At 73.5% G+C, this 15,598-nt stretch carries 9 protein-coding genes; 5 read left to right on the forward strand and 4 right to left on the reverse strand.

The annotated features are described in order from the left end of the window. Positions 1–77: 77 nt before the first annotated feature. Positions 78–2,981 carry an ATP-binding protein gene (locus ACVUH9_RS12390; protein WP_475757316.1) on the forward strand — a complete coding sequence of 968 codons (2,904 nt, stop codon included), beginning with the start codon at positions 78–80 and terminating at the stop codon, positions 2,979–2,981. On the opposite strand, the gene ACVUH9_RS12395 is transcribed toward ACVUH9_RS12390, so the two are convergent. After that, positions 2,890–4,602, reverse strand: coding sequence for a hypothetical protein (locus ACVUH9_RS12395; RefSeq protein WP_475757317.1), 1,713 nt, complete (start codon positions 4,600–4,602; stop codon positions 2,890–2,892). The two genes, ACVUH9_RS12390 and ACVUH9_RS12395, sit on opposite strands and share 92 nt — an antisense overlap. 214 nt (positions 4,603–4,816) lie before the next feature. Here ACVUH9_RS12395 and ACVUH9_RS12400 point away from each other — a divergent pair, with 214 nt between their 5' ends. The 4 genes from ACVUH9_RS12400 (at position 4,817) to lpdA (ending at position 11,284) form a co-directional block, all read left to right on the forward strand. Then, positions 4,817–5,308: a universal stress protein gene (locus ACVUH9_RS12400; RefSeq protein WP_475757318.1), complete on the forward strand. Its 492-nt coding sequence runs from the start codon at positions 4,817–4,819 to the stop codon at positions 5,306–5,308. Between the two features lie 158 nt (positions 5,309–5,466). Next, positions 5,467–8,130, forward strand: coding sequence for a pyruvate dehydrogenase (acetyl-transferring), homodimeric type (aceE, locus tag ACVUH9_RS12405; RefSeq protein ID WP_475757319.1), 2,664 nt, complete (start codon positions 5,467–5,469; stop codon positions 8,128–8,130). Beyond that, positions 8,118–9,437, forward strand: a complete 1,320-nt coding sequence (gene aceF / locus ACVUH9_RS12410; RefSeq protein ID WP_475757321.1) for a dihydrolipoyllysine-residue acetyltransferase — start codon at positions 8,118–8,120, stop codon at positions 9,435–9,437. Before aceE ends, aceF begins: the two co-directional genes overlap by 13 nt. After that, the gene (gene lpdA, locus ACVUH9_RS12415) at positions 9,434–11,284 is read left to right on the forward strand and encodes a dihydrolipoyl dehydrogenase (protein ID WP_475757322.1); all 1,851 of its coding nucleotides are present in this window, start codon (positions 9,434–9,436) and stop codon (positions 11,282–11,284) included. The genes aceF and lpdA overlap by 4 nt, the downstream gene beginning before the upstream one ends. A gap of 42 nt (positions 11,285–11,326) precedes the next feature. Here the strand turns inward: lpdA and ku (ACVUH9_RS12420) are convergent, their stop codons facing one another. From ku (ACVUH9_RS12420) to ligD, 3 genes are read right to left on the reverse strand one after another with little or no spacing between them, the layout of a single operon-like run. After that, complete coding sequence (gene ku / locus ACVUH9_RS12420; RefSeq protein WP_475757324.1) at positions 11,327–12,205, reverse strand: non-homologous end joining protein Ku; 879 nt, start codon at positions 12,203–12,205, stop codon at positions 11,327–11,329. Beyond that, a complete protein-coding gene (ku, locus tag ACVUH9_RS12425) occupies positions 12,205–13,047 on the reverse strand; it encodes a non-homologous end joining protein Ku (RefSeq protein WP_475757326.1) in 843 nt (280 codons plus the stop codon). The genes ku (ACVUH9_RS12420) and ku (ACVUH9_RS12425) overlap by 1 nt, the downstream gene beginning before the upstream one ends. Further along, positions 13,044–15,443 carry a DNA ligase D gene (gene ligD, locus ACVUH9_RS12430; RefSeq protein WP_475757328.1) on the reverse strand — a complete coding sequence of 800 codons (2,400 nt, stop codon included), beginning with the start codon at positions 15,441–15,443 and terminating at the stop codon, positions 13,044–13,046. The genes ku (ACVUH9_RS12425) and ligD overlap by 4 nt, the downstream gene beginning before the upstream one ends. Positions 15,444–15,598 lie beyond the last annotated feature (155 nt).

The following is a 15,598-nucleotide window of genomic DNA, read 5'->3' on the forward strand; positions in this document are numbered from 1 at the left end:
CCATCCGGGGAGCGCGCGGAGGCCCTCGTGCGGGCGAGCACGGGCGGGAGCCTGCGTGCGGGGTACTCTGCCTGGCGATGCCGTCGCTGCGCAGCGCGATCCCGTTCGTCGAGCGGCAACCAGAGCGGGCGGCGCTGGCCGCGGCGGTCGCTCGCGCGGGCGAGGGCCGTGGGGGCTTCGTCCGGGTCGTCGGCGCTCCCGGGATCGGCAAGACGCGGCTGCTGCAGGCGGCGGCCGACGACGCCCGCGACCCGCGCCACGCCCGCCGCGCGACCGTCCGCGGCGCGGCCGGCGGCGAGTACGAGCGCGACATCACCTTCGGGGTCGTGCGGGCGCTGCTGGCGCCGCTGGTGGCCACCGTCGGCGACGAGCTGCCGCCGGCGGCCCGCGGTCTGGTCGTCCCGGTCTTCGAGGGAACCAGCTCGCCAGCCGCCCCGGCCCCGGATGCGGGGGCCGTGCTCAACGCGCTGCTCGCGCTGGTGCGGGCGGCGTCCGTCGACGCACCGCTGGTCCTGCTCGTCGACGACGTCCAGTGGGCGGACGAGGACTCGGTCCGGTTCCTGGCCTTCCTCGCCCGCCGGATCGCGGAGCTGCCGGTCCTGCTGGCGGTCGGGATCCGGGACCCCGACGCGGCCGGCGAGCAGCGTTGGCGGTCCCTGCGGGGGACGACGGCCGGCGGCAGCGAGCTGCGGCTGGGTCCGCTGACGGTCGGCGGGACGGGCGAGCTGGCGGAGGCGGCCTTCGGCGTGGCCGTCGACGAGCGGTTCGTCGCGGCCTGCCACGAGGTCGCCGGAGGCAACCCGCTGCTGGCCAGCGCGCTCCTGCGGTCGCTGACCGAGGACGGGATCGCGCCGGTCGCGACCGCCGTCGACGCGGTCCACGGCCGCCATGTCCCCGACCTGGCGGACTGGGTCGGGCAGCGGATCGAGGCGCTCGGGAGCGACGCGGTGGCGGTCGCCCGCGCGGTCGCGGTGCTCGGGGACGACGCCCCGCTCGACCGGGTCGAACGGCTCGCGAGGGTCGATCGCGGCGGCGCGATCGCCGCGGGCGACGCCCTCCGGGGCAACGGCCTGTTCGCGCCCGACCGGTCCGGGTTCGTGCACCCGCTGGTCCGGGCGGCGGTTCACGAGGGACTGCCGGCCGGGGCCCGCAGCGAGGCCCACCGGCTCGCCGCCCGGCTGGTCGCCGACGACCACGACGGGCTGGCGCGGGCCGCCGGCCACCTCCAGCAGACGGCGCCGGGCAGCGACCCGTGGGCGATCGAGCTGTTGCGTCGCGCGGGCCAGCGGGCGCTTGCGGAGGGGGCGGTCGACGCGGCGATCCGGTCCTGGCGGCGGGCGCTGGCGGAGCCCGCGATCGGGACCGAGCGGGTCGAGCTGCTGCTGTCGCTCGGGCAGGCCCTCGCCTGCACCGGCGACCCGGAGGGGGCCCGCTTGCTGCTGGTCGCCCAGGACGAGACCGACGACACCGCGACCCGTGCGCGGATCGCCCTCCAGTTCGGCCGCGCCACGATGCTCCACGGCGACGCGACGACGATCGGCGACCAGCTGTCGGCCGCGATCGTCGGCCTCGGGGAGGAGCATCCCGACGTCCGCGAGCAGCTGGAGGCCTTCCGCTGCCTGCTGGCGCACAGCACGCTCGCGCTGCGGGACGCGCTGCGCGAGGCGCTCCACGACGCCTGCCGACGGGCGGCCGCCGGAGGCGTCGAGCATCCGGCCCTGCAGGCGGCGGTCGCCCTCGAGTTCGCGCAGCAGGGTCCGGTCGAGCAGGCACTCCGGTTCGCCGATGCGGCCCTGGCGGGCACCGAACCGGCCCTCGGGCTCGGCGGTCCGCGCTCGCTGGCGGCGGTCACGCTCTCGCTCTGCGAACGGCATCGCGAAGCGCTCGTGGCCTACGACCGGACGATCGAGGCGGCGGCCCGGACCGGCTCGCGGGTCGATCTCGCGGAGGCGCTGGCCGGGCGGGCACGGGTGCGAACGGTGCTCGGCGATCTGGCCGCGGCCGAGGTCGACGTGCGGGCCGGACTGGCGACGCTGCCGGCCGACGCCCCGAGCGTCGCCGACGGGTGCACCTACGCGTCGCTGGCCACCGTCCTGCTGGAGACCGACCGGATCGACGAGGCACTCGAGGCGAGTGGCGTGGTCGATCGCCTGGCGCAGCTGCCGATCGGCTCGTCGTCGCTGGCCAAGGGCCTGGTCGCCGTCCACGCCCGGGTGCTGATGGCGGACGGCCAGCACGCTCGCGCGCTGGCGCTGCTGGAGGAGCTCGCCGTGTGGGCGCGGAACTGGGGGGTGCGGACGCCGAGCTGGCCGGGGCACGCCGAGCTGCTGCCGCTCGCGCTGCGCGATGCCGGGCGCCTCGACGAGGCGCGAGCGGCCGCCGACGCGGCGCTCGTCGCGGCCCGTGCGCTTGGTCTGCGGGAGGCGACGGCGGCGGCGCTGCGGGTGTCGGGGACCGTCACCGGCGGCGCGCTCGGGATCGAGCGCCTACGTGAGGCGGTCTGGCTGCTGATCGGCAGCCCGGCCCGGCTCGAGCAGATCCGGGTCCGGGTCGAGCTCGGCGCGCTGCTGCGCCGTGCCGGCCAGCGCCGCGCCGCCCGCGAGCCGCTGTTGGAGGCACGGGACATCGCGGCCCGTTGCGGTGCGCTGGCGCTCGACCGCCGGGCGCACGAGGAGCTGCTCGCGTCCGGGGCCCGACCCCGGCGGGCGGCGGCCAGCGGGCCCGACGCGCTGACGCCGTCGGAGCGCCGGGTCGCCGAGCTCGCCGCCGACGGCCTCGACAACCCGGCGATCGCGCGGACGCTGGTGCTCTCGCGCAAGACGATCGAGATGCACCTGTCGCACGTCTACCGCAAGCTCGACGTCGCCGGTCGCGGCGAGCTGGCGACGATCATCGGCAGATCTGGATCGTCGCCCGCAGCGACCTCGAGCGCGGCCGGCTCGTCTGCTTCACCTTCAGGCTCGCCACGGCCCGCAGCGTGACGGTGCTGCCGGGCCGGCTCTTGGCGCTGACGGTGATCCGCTGCACGAACGGCGCCTTGGTGTCGCGCTTGACCCGCTTGCTGCCGACGTAGAAGTCGGCCCGGCGGACCTTCACGACGACGTTGCCGAGACCGCTGGCGGCCCGCTTGCGACGCTTGGCCTGGAAGGCCATCCGGACGCTGATCCTGCCGCCACGGGGCACGCAGGTCCGCGGCGTGGTGAAGCTGAGCGTGCCGCCGGGGACGCTGACCTTGGTGCTCTTGGTCGGCGACGTCGCGACCGGCGCGACGGCGGGCGGGCTGGTCGGTGGCACGGCGACCGGTGGCGTGACCGCCCCGCCGCCCCCGGAGCCACCGTCGCCGCCCGGGCCCGGCGGCTGCTCGTCGACCGGGTCGAGCGCGACCGCGCGCAGCGGCGCGTCGATGCTGCCGTTGCCGTGCCAGACGACGAGACCCTGGTCGCCAGGGCCGACGGCCATCCGTGGATCGATGAAGCGCTCGCCGCGCGCGAGCGTGCCGAGCACCGAGGAGCCGTTGCCGTTGGCGTCGGTGCGGGCGTAGCGGAGCCGTTCGAGGTCGCTCCCGAGCGACTCCCAGACGGCGTGCACCCGCCCGGTGGCGTCCTCGGCGATCGTGCTGTCGGAGACGGAGTCGTCGAGCGGGGAGTCGCCCTGGATCTCGACGGCCGGCCCGAAGCGCTTGCTGGTGGTGTCGAACCGGCGCAGGCGCAGGCGCTCGTCGAGCGGCACGAAGTACGAGTAGCCGAGGTAGGTGCCGCTCGGACCGCTGGCCAGCGCCATCCCGTCGATGCTGCTCGTGTTGCCGTCGTCGGCCTCGGGCGCGGCGGCCGGCGACCAGTTGCTGCCGTCGTTGACCAGCGCCGGGGTCGGGAACCCGGGCGTCAGCTTCTTGTAGGTCGAGGAGACGATCCGATCGCCGTTGTCGGTGGCGTAGACGAGCCGTCCGTCGGGAGCGGCGACCACGCTCGGGTGGTAGTTGGGGGAGATCGGCGAGAGCGTCGCGAAGCCGGTCGGGTAGGTCCCGGCGTACTCGCGCAGCTGGATCTGGCCAGAGGCGCTGGCCGCGACAAGGCCGTAGTCGGCGATCGTCTCGAACGGGGCGGCGGTGCCGTCGCCGGTCCCGCTGTCCTTGCCGACGGGCACGCCGCTGGGGAAGGAGCTGTTCGCGTTCGTGCTGGCCGTCCAGCGGAACGAGTAGTCGGGCGCGCCGCTGAAGTCGTTGGCGCAGTTGTAGCAGGTGGCCCAGACCCGGATCGGGCCTCCGGGGAAGAAGGTCAGGGCGGTGCGGCCGGCCGCTTGCGGACCCCCGGCCCCGGGCCCCGGGAAGGCCAGCTCGAGGCTGGTCGCGCAGCCGCTGCCGCCGGCCGGGATCCGGCAGTAGCCGACCGACTTGCCGCCCCCGGACGATGCGGGACGGATGTAGGCGACGTAGGTGGTGCCGGCGGCATCCCGGAGCACCGACTGGCCGCTGCCGGCGGGGGCGATCTGGAACGGGGTCGCCGCGGTCGCGGCGGCGGGGGCGGCGAGTAGGCCGAGCGTGGCGGCGGCCAGCGTGGCGGACCGGCGCCGGCGACGCGGTGGGTCGGGAAGACGGGGGCGCATGCGGACTCCTGGGGTCGGGGCGGTGGGACCGCGGCGCCCTCCGGCACCGCGAGCCACGGCACAGGGTCCGCCGTGGGCGGGCGCGGCGCGACGGGGAGCCTCCCTGGTCTTTTCGGCCGGGCCGGCGACCGGCGGCCGGCCGGAACCGCCCGGCCCGACGGGGTACGCGTGTCCACGGGATAGCGTCGGGGGACCAGCAACCAAGGAGACGAGCATGATCCTGCTGTCCTACGACGGTTCCGACGACGCCCGCGTCGCCATCGAGCGCGCGGCCACGCTGATGCCCGGAGGGAGGGCGACGGTCGTGACGGTCTGGGAGTCGCTGCTCAACGTGATGGCGCGCAACGGCGTGCTCGGGCTGAGCGGCGGCGTCTACTCGGGCAACGACGACATCGACGAGGCGAGTCGCAAGGCCGCCGAGGAACGGGCCGACGAGGGCGCCGCCTACGCCCGCGAGCAGGGGCTCGACGCGAGCGCGCGGATCGCCTCCAACCGCGACGGGATCGCTCCGGCGATCATCGCCATCGCCCGTGAGCTCGACGCCGACGCGATCGTGCTCGGCACCCGTGGTCTGACCGGCGTCCGTTCGCTGTTGCTGGGCAGCGTCTCGCACGCGGTCCTCCAGAACGCCGACCGCGCGGTGATGGTGGTGCCGTCGGCGCCGATCGCCGACGGCCGCCGGGATGGTCACGGGGCCAAGGACTAGGGCTCCCGGGGTCCTCGACGAGCGCCTTCCGGGGCCGACCAACCGGGTGGTTGGAAGCAGGGATTGCCCCGGAGGCCGCTTGTATACTAGTGTGGCGGTCCCGGGCGGAGGGTATCCTCGGCCCGAAGCGTTCGTAGACCCCCGAAACCGTCGAGCCTATGCCTGCCGTAGACGCTGATCCCGATCCCGCCGAGACCCAGGAGTGGCTGGAAGCGCTCGATGCCGTCCTCGATCACGACGGCCGCGGGCGGGCTGAGGAGCTGCTGGAGCAGCTCGTCACTCGCGCCCGCTCGCGTGGAGTGACGGCGTCGCTGCACCCCAACACGCCATACGTCAACACGATCGCGCCGGAGAACCAGACGGCGCCCGACACCGATCAGGCGATCGAGCGCCGGGTCCGCTCGCTGGTCCGCTGGAACGCGCTGGCGACCGTGCTCCAGGCGAACAAGGAGTCGTCCGAGCTGGGCGGCCACATCGCCTCGTTCCAGTCGGCCGCGACCCTCTACGAGGTCGGCTTCAACCACTTCTGGCGCGCCGCCAGCGAGCAGCACGGCGGCGACCTGGTCTACATCCAGGGGCACTCCTCGCCGGGGATCTACTCCCGCGCCTTCCTCGAAGGCCGCCTGAGCGAAGAGCAGATGCGGAACTTCCGGCAGGAGTCGAGCGCGAAGCGCGACGGGCTCTCGTCGTACCCGCACCCCTGGCTGATGCCGGACTTCTGGCAGTTCCCGACCGTCTCGATGGGCCTCGGCCCGCTGATGGCGATCTACCAGGCCCGCTTCATGAAGTACCTCGACGGCCGCGGCATGAGCGACACCAAGGAGCGCGACGTCTGGGTCTTCTGCGGCGACGGCGAGATGGACGAGCCCGAGTCGATGGGCGCGATCGGGATGGCCGGGCGCGAGAAGCTCGACAACCTGACCTTCGTCGTCAACTGCAACCTCCAGCGGCTCGACGGCCCGGTCCGCGGCAACGGCAAGATCATCCAGGAGCTGGAGGCCGAGTTCCGCGGCGCCGGCTGGAACGTGATCAAGGTCGTCTGGGGCTCCCGCTGGGACGAGCTGCTGGCCGCCGACCGCGACGGGCACCTGCTGCGGGTGATGGAGGAGACCGTCGACGGCGAGTACCAGGCGCTCAAGTCCCGCGACGGGGCCTACGTCCGCGAGCACTTCTTCGGCAAGCACCCCGAGACCGCGAAGATGGTCGCGGACTGGACCGACGAGGAGATCTGGGCGCTCAACCGCGGCGGCCACGATCCGGCCAAGGTCTACGCGGCCTACGCCGCCGCCCGTGCCCACAAGGGCCAGCCGACGGTGATCCTCGCCAAGACGATCAAGGGCTACGGGATGGGTGCCTCCGGCGAGGGGCAGAACATCACGCACCAGCAGAAGAAGATGACGGACAAGGTCCTGCTGACCTTCCGCGAGCGGTTCGGCCTCGAGCTGACCGACGAGGAGGTCCACGGGGCGGCGTTCCACAAGCCGGCCGACGACAGCCCCGAGATCACGTTCCTGCGGGAGCGGCGCGAGGCGCTCGGCGGCAGCCTGCCGGCCCGCCGCGAGAAGTCGGCCTCGCTCGAGATCCCCGAGCTGTCCGCCTTCCAGGCCGTGCTCGACGGCAGCGGCGACCGCGAGATCTCGACCACGATGGTCTTCGTCCGGCTGCTGGCCGCGCTGCTGCGCGACCGCAACATCAAGAAGCACATCGTGCCGATCGTCCCCGACGAGTCGCGCACGTTCGGCATGGAGGGGATGTTCCGCCAGCTCGGGATCTACTCCCAGGTCGGGCAGCTGTACCAGCCGGAGGACTCCGAGCAGCTGATGTTCTACCGCGAGGACCGGCAGGGCCAGATCCTCCAGGAGGGGATCAACGAGCCCGGCGCCTTCTCCTCGTGGATCGCCGCGGCGACGTCGTACAGCAACCACGACACGCCGATGATCCCGTTCTACATCTACTACTCGATGTTCGGGTTCCAGCGGGTCGGCGACCTCGCCTGGGCGGCCGGCGACAGCCGTGCCCGCGGCTTCCTGGTCGGCGGCACCGCCGGGCGGACCACGCTCAACGGCGAGGGCCTCCAGCACGAGGACGGCCACAGCCTGATCCAGGCCTCGCTGATCCCCAACTGCGTCAGCTACGACCCGGCCTACGGCTACGAGCTGGCGGTCATCGTCCACGACGGCCTGCGGCGGATGTTCGCCGAGCAGGAGGACGTCTTCTACTACCTGACGGTGATGAACGAGAACTACGAGCAGCCGGCGCTGCCCGAGGGCTCGGAGGAGGGGATCCTGCGCGGGATGCACCGCGTCCGCACGGTCGATGCCGACGCGGGCGAGGTCCAGGTCCGCCTGCTCGGCTCCGGCACGATCCTGCGCGAGGTCCTGGCCGCGGCCGACCTGCTCGCCGAGCAGGGGATCCGGGCCGAGGTCTGGAGCGTCACCAGCTTCACCGAGCTGCGCCGCAACGGGATGGACGTCGAGCGCCACAACCGGCTCCACCCCGACGCGGAGCAGCAGGTCCCGTACGTGTCCGAGCAGCTCCCGGGCGAGGTGCCCGTGATCGCGGCGACCGACTACATCCGCCAGCTGCCGGACGGCGTCCGGCCCTGGATCACGGCGCCCTACACCGTGCTCGGCACCGACGGCTTCGGCCGCAGCGACTACCGCAAGGCGCTGCGCGCGTTCTTCGAGGTCGACCGCCACCACGTGCTGCTGGCGGCGCTCGGCGCCCTGGCCGACGAGGGGACCGTCGAGCGCAAGCTGCTCGGCGAGACGATCGAGCAGTACGAGATCACGACCGATGAGGGGGCCCCGTGGGCGCGCTGACCGAGGTGCAGGTTCCCGACATCGGGGACTTCGACGACGTACCGGTAGTCGAGATCCTCGTCGCGGTCGGGGACACCGTCGCGGTCGAGGATCCGCTCGTGGCCCTGGAGTCCGAGAAGGCGACGATGGAGGTCCCGTCGCCGGTCGCCGGTGAGATCAAGGAGATCCTGGTCGCCGTCGGGGACACCGTCTCCGAGGGCAAGGTCCTGCTGAAGATCGCCGCGGCGGGCGAGGCTCCGGCCGAGGCCCCGAAGGCGGAGGCCCCGAAGACCGAGGCGGCGGCTCCGGCGGCCGCGGCGAGCACCCCGGCGACGGCTTCGGCCGGCGTTGCGGTTCCGGCTCCGGCGGCCAGCGCGGCCCCGGCTGCGCAGGCCGGCGGAGCTGCTCCGGCGGCGGCGAACGACGGCCCGGTCTACGCCAGCCCGAGCGTGCGCCGTCTGGCCCGCGAGCTGGGCGTCGACCTGACCACCGTCACCGGCACCGGCCGCAAGGGCCGGATCGTGCCGGAGGACGTCCAGCGGGCCAAGGAGGCCCCGGCCAAGGCGCCTGTCTCCGCGGGCGAGGCGACCGGCGACGGCGGCCTCGGCCTGGCCCCCTGGCCGAAGGTCAACTTCGAGAAGTTCGGCGGGATCGAGCGCGTCCCGCTCTCGCGGATCCAGAAGCTGTCCGGGGCGAACCTGGCCCGCAACTGGGTCCGGATCCCGCACGTCACCCACAACGACGACGCCGACATCACCGAGCTGGAGGCGTTCCGCAAGCAGCTCAACGCGGAGCAGAAGGACGTCAAGGTGACGATGGTCGCCCTGCTCCTGAAGGCGATCTCGGCGACGCTCAAGCAGTTCCCGACCCTGAACTCGTCGCTCGACGGGGACGAGCTGGTGCTGCGCAAGTACCACCACCTCGGCTTCGCGACCGACACCCCCAACGGCCTGCTCGTCCCGGTCATCCGCGACGTCGACCAGAAGGGGATCTACGCGGTGGCGGCGGAGCTGACCGCGCTCTCGGGCAAGGCCCGCGCCGGCAAGCTCGGCCCGGCCGAGATGAGCGGCGGGACGTTCTCGCTCTCCAGCCTCGGCGGGATCGGCGGGACCTCGTTCACGCCGATCATCAACGCCCCCGAGGTCGCGATCCTCGGCGTCACCCGCTCGGCGATGCGGCCGGTCTGGAACGGGTCGGAGTTCGTCCCGCGCCTGATCCTGCCGCTGTCGCTGTCCTACGACCACCGCGTCGTCGACGGCGCGATGGCGGCGCGATTCACCGCCCACCTGGCCGGCGTGCTGGCCGACTTCCGGAGGATCCTGCTGTGAGCACGGTCGAGGTCAAGGTCCCGGACATCGGCGACTTCGAGGGCGTGCCGGTGGTCGAGATCCTGGTCGCCGTCGGCGACGAGGTCGCGGTCGAGGATCCGCTCGTCGCGCTCGAGTCGGAGAAGGCGACGATGGAGGTCCCCAGCCCACAGGCGGGGACCGTCGGCGCGATCAAGGTCGCCGTCGGCGACATGGTCTCGGAAGGCGCCGTCCTGCTGACGCTCGAGCTGGCGGAATCGGCCTCGGCCGACGACGCCGCGCCGAGCGGCGATGCCGAGGCACAGGCATCTGCTGGTGCTGAAGGGGCCGAGCCGGTCACCGATGCGGCCGACGGATCGTCCACGACCGCCGGAACGCCCGCAGCCGCCGCGGCGGCTGCGCCGTCGACGGCCAGCGACGAGGTCAAGGCGAAGGGCGACGTCCACGCCCAGGTCGTCGTGCTCGGTTCGGGGCCCGGCGGCTACTCGGCCGCCTTCCGGGCCGCCGACCTCGGCCTGAGCGTCGTGCTCGTCGAGCGCGATCCGGTCCTCGGCGGGGTCTGCCTGAACGTCGGCTGCATCCCCTCCAAGGCGCTGCTGCACGCGGCCAAGGTGATCGTCGACGCCGAGGGCGCCAGCGCCCACGGGATCGCGTTCGCCAAGCCGGAGATCGACCTCGACCAGCTCCGCGGCTGGAAGGACGAGGTCGTCGGCAAGCTCAGCGGCGGCGTCGGTTCGATGGCCAAGCAGCGCAAGGTCGAGGTCGTCAAGGGCGAGGGCCGGTTCGTCGGCGAGCACGAGCTCGAGGTCACCGACGGCGACGCCAGGAAGCTCGTGACCTTCGACTCGGCGATCGTCGCGACCGGCTCGCGCTCGGTCGAGCTGCCGGGCTTCCCGCACGACGACGAGCGCGTGATCGACTCGACCGGCGCGCTCGAGCTGGTCGACGTCCCCGAGCGGCTGCTCGTGGTCGGCGGCGGGATCATCGGGCTCGAGATGGCGACCGTCTACGACGCGCTTGGGAGCGCGGTGACCGTCGTCGAGCTGGCCGACCAGCTGATCCCGGGGGCCGACAAGGACCTCGTCAAGCCGCTGGCCAAGCGGATCGGCGGGCGCTACGCGGCGGTCCACCTGCAGACGAAGGTCGAGTCGGTCGAGGCGACCGACGAGGGGCTGAAGGCGACCTTCGGCGCGAGCGCGGAGGGCGGCAAGGCACCGGATCCGCAGGTCTTCGACCGGGTCCTGGTCGCCGTCGGCCGGGTGCCGAACGGCAAGGACCTCGGCCTCGAGGCGATCGGCGTGACCGTCGACGAGCGCGGCTTCGTGCCGGTCGACGAGCAGCAGCGGACGGGGCTCGCCCACGTCTACGCGATCGGTGACGTCGTCGGCCAGCCGATGCTCGCCCACAAGGCGACCCACGAGGCCCACGTCGCGGCCGAGGTGATCGCCGGGCACGACGTCACGTTCGACGTCCGCGGGATCCCGTCGGTCGCCTACACCGACCCGGAGATCGCCTGGGTCGGGCTGACCGAGACGCAGGCCAAGCAGGACGACACGGCCTACGAGGTCGCGGTCTTCCCCTGGGTCGCCTCCGGCCGGGCGCTGGCCAGCGACGCGGCGAACGGGCAGACGAAGCTGCTGCTCGATCCCGAGTCCCGGCGGGTGCTGGGGGCGGGGATCGTCGGCCTCAACGCCGGCGAGCTGATCGCCGAGCCCGGGCTCGCGCTGGAGCTGGGCGCGAACGCGGAGGACGTCGCCCTGACCGTCCACGCGCACCCGACGCTGTCGGAGTCGATCGGGCTGGCGGCGGAGATCGCCGAGGGCACGATCACCGACCTGCCGCAGAAGCGCAAGCGCAAGCCGCGCTGATCGCCGCCGCCGCGGACCCGCCCGGGTTCGCGGCGCCGCCGCTCAGCGGGCGGCGGTCCTCTTCTCGCTCCGCGCGCCCGTCTTGGCGGGCTGCTTCGCGGGCTTCCGGGAGGCACCGCCGCCGCGCGCCTTGCGGAGGCTGTCCTCGAGCGCGGCGATCAGGTCGGCCGGGGCCTTCTGCGGTGCCGGCTCGGGCTCGGGCTCGGGCAGCTCGATCTCGTGGCCCTTGCGCTTCTCCGCGATCAGCGCCAGCAGCCGCGCCCGGTGACAGTCCTCGTAGCGGGCCGGCCGGAACTCGTCGGTCATCTCCTCGATCAGGGCGACCGCGTCCTCGACCTCGCGCTTGGTCGGCTCGCCGGTCTCGCCGGTCGGGACCGCGCCGGTGTCGTGGGGGTCGCGGATCTCGGCGGCGAACCGCATCGTCGTCAGCGACAGCAGCCCGTCCTGCTCGCGGACCGCGACCAGGTACTCGCGGGCCCGCAGCACGATCCGGCCGATCGCGACCCGGCCGCTGTCCTGCATCACGTCGCGCAGCAGCCGGTAGGCGCGGGCCGGGCCCTCGCCCTTGCCGACCGGCAGCAGCCAGTAGGGATGGGCGAAGTAGATCGGGTCGATCGCCTCGAGCTCGACGAACAGGTCGATGTCGACCGTTCGCGTCTTCTCGGGCGCGGCCGAGGCCAGCTCGGCGTCGGTCAGGACGACCATCTCGCCGTCGTCCTCCTCCCAGCCGTGGGCGATCTGGTCCCACGGAACCGGCTTGCCGTCGGTCGAGGCGACCCGCCGCAGCTCGATCCGCTCGCCGCTCTCGCGCTCGACCTGGTGGAAGCGGACGTCGCGGTTGCGGACCGCGCTGACCAGCTCGACCGGCACGTTGACCAGCCCGAAGCTCAGCGACCCGGTCCACATCGAGCGCCGAGCCATCAGTCGCCGCCCTTCCCGGCCTTGGCCTCGGACCGCTCCGTGGTCCCGGCCTGCTTCCTCGCCTTCCGGGCCTTCCTCGGCTTGCCCTCGAGGCTCGCCTCCAGCGCGGCGACGAGGTCGTCGCCGGTCGCCTTCGGGCGCCGCGCCTGCTTGATCTTGCGGCCCTCGCGCTTGTCCTCGATCAGCCGCAGGACCGCCTCGCGGTAGCCGTCCTCGTAGTCGTCCGGCTCCCACTCGCCGGCGAGCATCTCGACCAGCTTGCCGGCCATGCCGACCTCGCGCTCGCTGGGCTTCTTGCGGAGCGCGGGCAGCTCGAGGTCCTTCGGGTCGACCAGCTCGTCGTCGAACCGCATCGTCTGGAGACCGAGCGCCCCCTGCAACGGCCGCACCGCCACCAGCTGCTCGCGGGTCCGGAGCACGAAGCGGCCGATCCCGACCCGCTCGCTCCGTTCGAGCGCGGCGAGCAGCACCCGGTAGGCGTGCTCGCCACCCTCCTGTGCACCGAGGTGGTACGGCTTGTCGTAGAAGACGGGGTCGATCTCGGCGGCGCGGGCGAACTGCTCGATCTCGATCACCTTCGGCCGCGGGCCGTCGGCGGCGGAGATCTCCTGCTTGGTCAGGACGACCCGCTTGCCGCCGCTGTCGTAGGCCTTCTCGATCCGGTCGTAGGCGATCTCCTCGCCCGACTCCGCGCCGACCCGGCGGTGGGCGATCCGCACCCCGTCGCTGGCGCGGACCTCGCGGAACCGCAGCGCCCGGTCCTCGGTCGCCGAGAACAGCTTGACCGGGACGACGACGCTGCCGAAGGTGAGCGTGCCGTTCCAGATCGAGCGCGCGCTCATGCCGTCAGCTCCGGCAGTCGCTGGTCGAGTTGCAGCACGCCCGCGAAGCGGTCGCCGTCGGCGGCGACGCGACCGAGCACGTCGTCGGCGGTGAAGACGAGCCGCGCGGGATCGTCGGCCTCGGCGCAGGCGGCGACCTCGTCCCAGTCGACCGGGGTCGAGACGGTCGGCCGTTCGCGGGCCCGCAGCGAGTAGACGCTGACCGTGGTCTTGTGCGGATCGTTCTGGCTCCAGTCGATCAGGACCTTGCCGGGCCGCAGCCGCTTGGCCATCCGCGAGACGACCCGCTCCGGGAAGCGCTGCTCCAGCAGCGAGGCGACCGCGTGCGCGAACGCGCCGCTGCGCTCGTAGCCGACCTCGGTGGCGAGTGGGACGTAGAGCTGGAGCCCCTTCGAGCCCGAGGTCTTGGGGAAGGCGCGGAGGTCGAGGTCTCCGAGCAGCGCGCGGATCTCGAGCGCGACCCGGCAGCACTCCACGATCGTCGCGGGGGCGCCGGGGTCGAGGTCGAAGACCAGCGCGGTCGGGGGACCGAGCGGGGGCGGGTCGGCCCGCGACAGCGACGGGTGCAGCTCCAGCGCCGCGAGGTTGGCCGCCCACAGCAGGGTCGGCAGGTCCTGGATCAGGACGTAGTCGATCGGCTCGCCGTCGTCGGTGCGGCTGGGGATCTCCACGGTCGCCACCCACGCGGGCCGGTGGCGGTTGGCGTGCTTCTCGTAGAACGCCTTGCCGTCGACGCCGTCCGGGTAGCGCTTCAACGTGACCGGCCGATCGCGGAGGTGGGGCAGGAGCAGCGGGGCGATCCGGGCGTAGTAGTCGATCACCGCCGCCTTGGTCGTGCCGGCGGCGGGGTAGAGGAGCTTGTCGAGGTTGGTCAGGCGGAGCGTCCGGCCGTCGACGTCGAGCTGGTGGTCGCCTCGCGTGGGGATCACCAGCTCGTCAGCGTCCGCGCCGCGCGGGACCTCACGCACGATGGTCGTCGGTTCGCGGTCGTCGCGGAGGCCGCGGAAGACGGCGTGGCGGAGCTGGTCGTCGCTCGTCCACTGGCCGAAGCTGACCTCGACCACCAGCTCCGGGCTCACGAAGACGGTGCTGCGCGGGGGGTCGCCGAGCGCGAACGGCGACGTCTGGCGCTCCCGTCCGCCGAGCGCCCTGCTCAGCCGCTCGAGGTCGTCGTCGCGGAACCCGCTGCCGACCCCGCCGACGTGGATGAGCCGGCCCTGGTCGTCGTGGACCCCGAGCTGGAGCGCCCCGAAGCTGCTCGCCCGCGCGCCGTTGCCCGGGGTGTAGCCGCCGACGACGAACTCCTGCCGCTGCTCGTGCTTGACCTTGACCCAGTCGCTCGACCGCTGCCCCGGCCGGTAGGGCGCGTCGAGCCGCTTGGCGACGACGCCCTCCAGCTGCTGGTCGGCCGTCGCGTGGAGCATCGCCCGGCCCTCGCCGCGGTGGAACGGTGGCGTCTGCCAGTGGTCGCCGTCGAGTTCCAGCGCCTCGAGCCGCTCGCGCCGCTGCTCGTACGGGAGCTCGACCAGGGCGTGCCCGTCGAGCCAGAGCAGGTCGAAGAGCATGTAGGTGACCGGGGTCTCCGCGGCGAGCCGGCGGGCGCTCGAGCGGCGGGCGTGGATCCGTGGCTGGAGCGCCTGGAAGCTCGGCCGTCCCGCCCCGTCGAAGGCGATGATCTCGCCGTCGAGGATCGCCGAGTGCGAGCCGAGCGCGGTGTTCAGCCCCCGCAGCTCGGGGTAGTCGTGGGTGATGTCGCGGTCGCTGCGGGAGCGGAGCTGCAGGCGCCCGGGCTGCGAGCGGGCGATCGCCCGGACCCCGTCCCACTTGACCTCGAAGCCCCAGCGGTCCTCGTTGCGGGGCAGTCGTCCCGGCGTCGCCAGCATCGGCGGGATCCGTTCCGGCGGGTCCTCGGCGTCCGGGTCGAGCGGCGGATCCATCCGGTGGATCATCCAGTCGCGGTCGTCGTCGCCGGTCTGGAACAACGCGTAGCGGCCGTTCAGCCGCTCGCCGGCGAAGACGACGATCAGCTCGTCGTCGCGCCACTTCTCGTGGGTGTAGGTGCCGTGGTCCCAGACCAGGATCTCGCCCGCGCCGTAGCTGCCCGCGGGGATCGTCCCGGTGAAGTCGAGGTAGGCGAGCGGGTGGTCCTCGACGTGGATCGCCTTGCGGTTGTGGGACGGGTCCTCGGGGATCCCGTTGGGGATCGCCCACGACGCGAGCACCCCGTCGTGCTCCAGCCGCAGGTCCCAGTGGAGGCGGCGGGCGTGGTGCTCGTGCACGACGAAGCGGCCGCCGGTCGCGTTCCCGGACCCGTCCGCGGGGGTCTGCGCGGCGTCCGGCTCGGGCGTCGCGTCGAGGTCGCGCTTGCGACGGTAGGCGTCCAGCCGCGCGGGCATCGCTCCCGGCCACTACCCGCTTCGCACCGGTCCTACCCACCGGGCCGGTCCTGCCGACCGGGTCGGTCCTGCCGACCGGGCTGGTCCTGCCGACCGGGCTGGTCCTGCCGACCGGGCTGGTCCTGCCGACCGGGCTGGTCCTGCCGACCGGGCTG

The sequence above is a fragment of the Patulibacter ginsengiterrae genome (assembly GCF_056269115.1).

What these genes read in the sequence shown, in the direction of transcription:
- ACVUH9_RS12390 (WP_475757316.1), top strand. Translation starts at nt 78, where the DNA reads ATGCCGTCGCTGCGCAGCGCGATCCCGTTCGTCGAGCGGCAACCAGAG.
- ACVUH9_RS12395 (WP_475757317.1), bottom strand. Translation starts at nt 4,602, where the DNA reads ATGCGCCCCCGTCTTCCCGACCCACCGCGTCGCCGGCGCCGGTCCGCC.
- ACVUH9_RS12400 (WP_475757318.1), top strand. Translation starts at nt 4,817, where the DNA reads ATGATCCTGCTGTCCTACGACGGTTCCGACGACGCCCGCGTCGCCATC.
- aceE (WP_475757319.1), top strand. Translation starts at nt 5,467, where the DNA reads ATGCCTGCCGTAGACGCTGATCCCGATCCCGCCGAGACCCAGGAGTGG.
- ku (WP_475757324.1), bottom strand. Translation starts at nt 12,205, where the DNA reads ATGGCTCGGCGCTCGATGTGGACCGGGTCGCTGAGCTTCGGGCTGGTC.
- ku (WP_475757326.1), bottom strand. Translation starts at nt 13,047, where the DNA reads ATGAGCGCGCGCTCGATCTGGAACGGCACGCTCACCTTCGGCAGCGTC.
- ligD (WP_475757328.1), bottom strand. Translation starts at nt 15,443, where the DNA reads ATGCCCGCGCGGCTGGACGCCTACCGTCGCAAGCGCGACCTCGACGCG.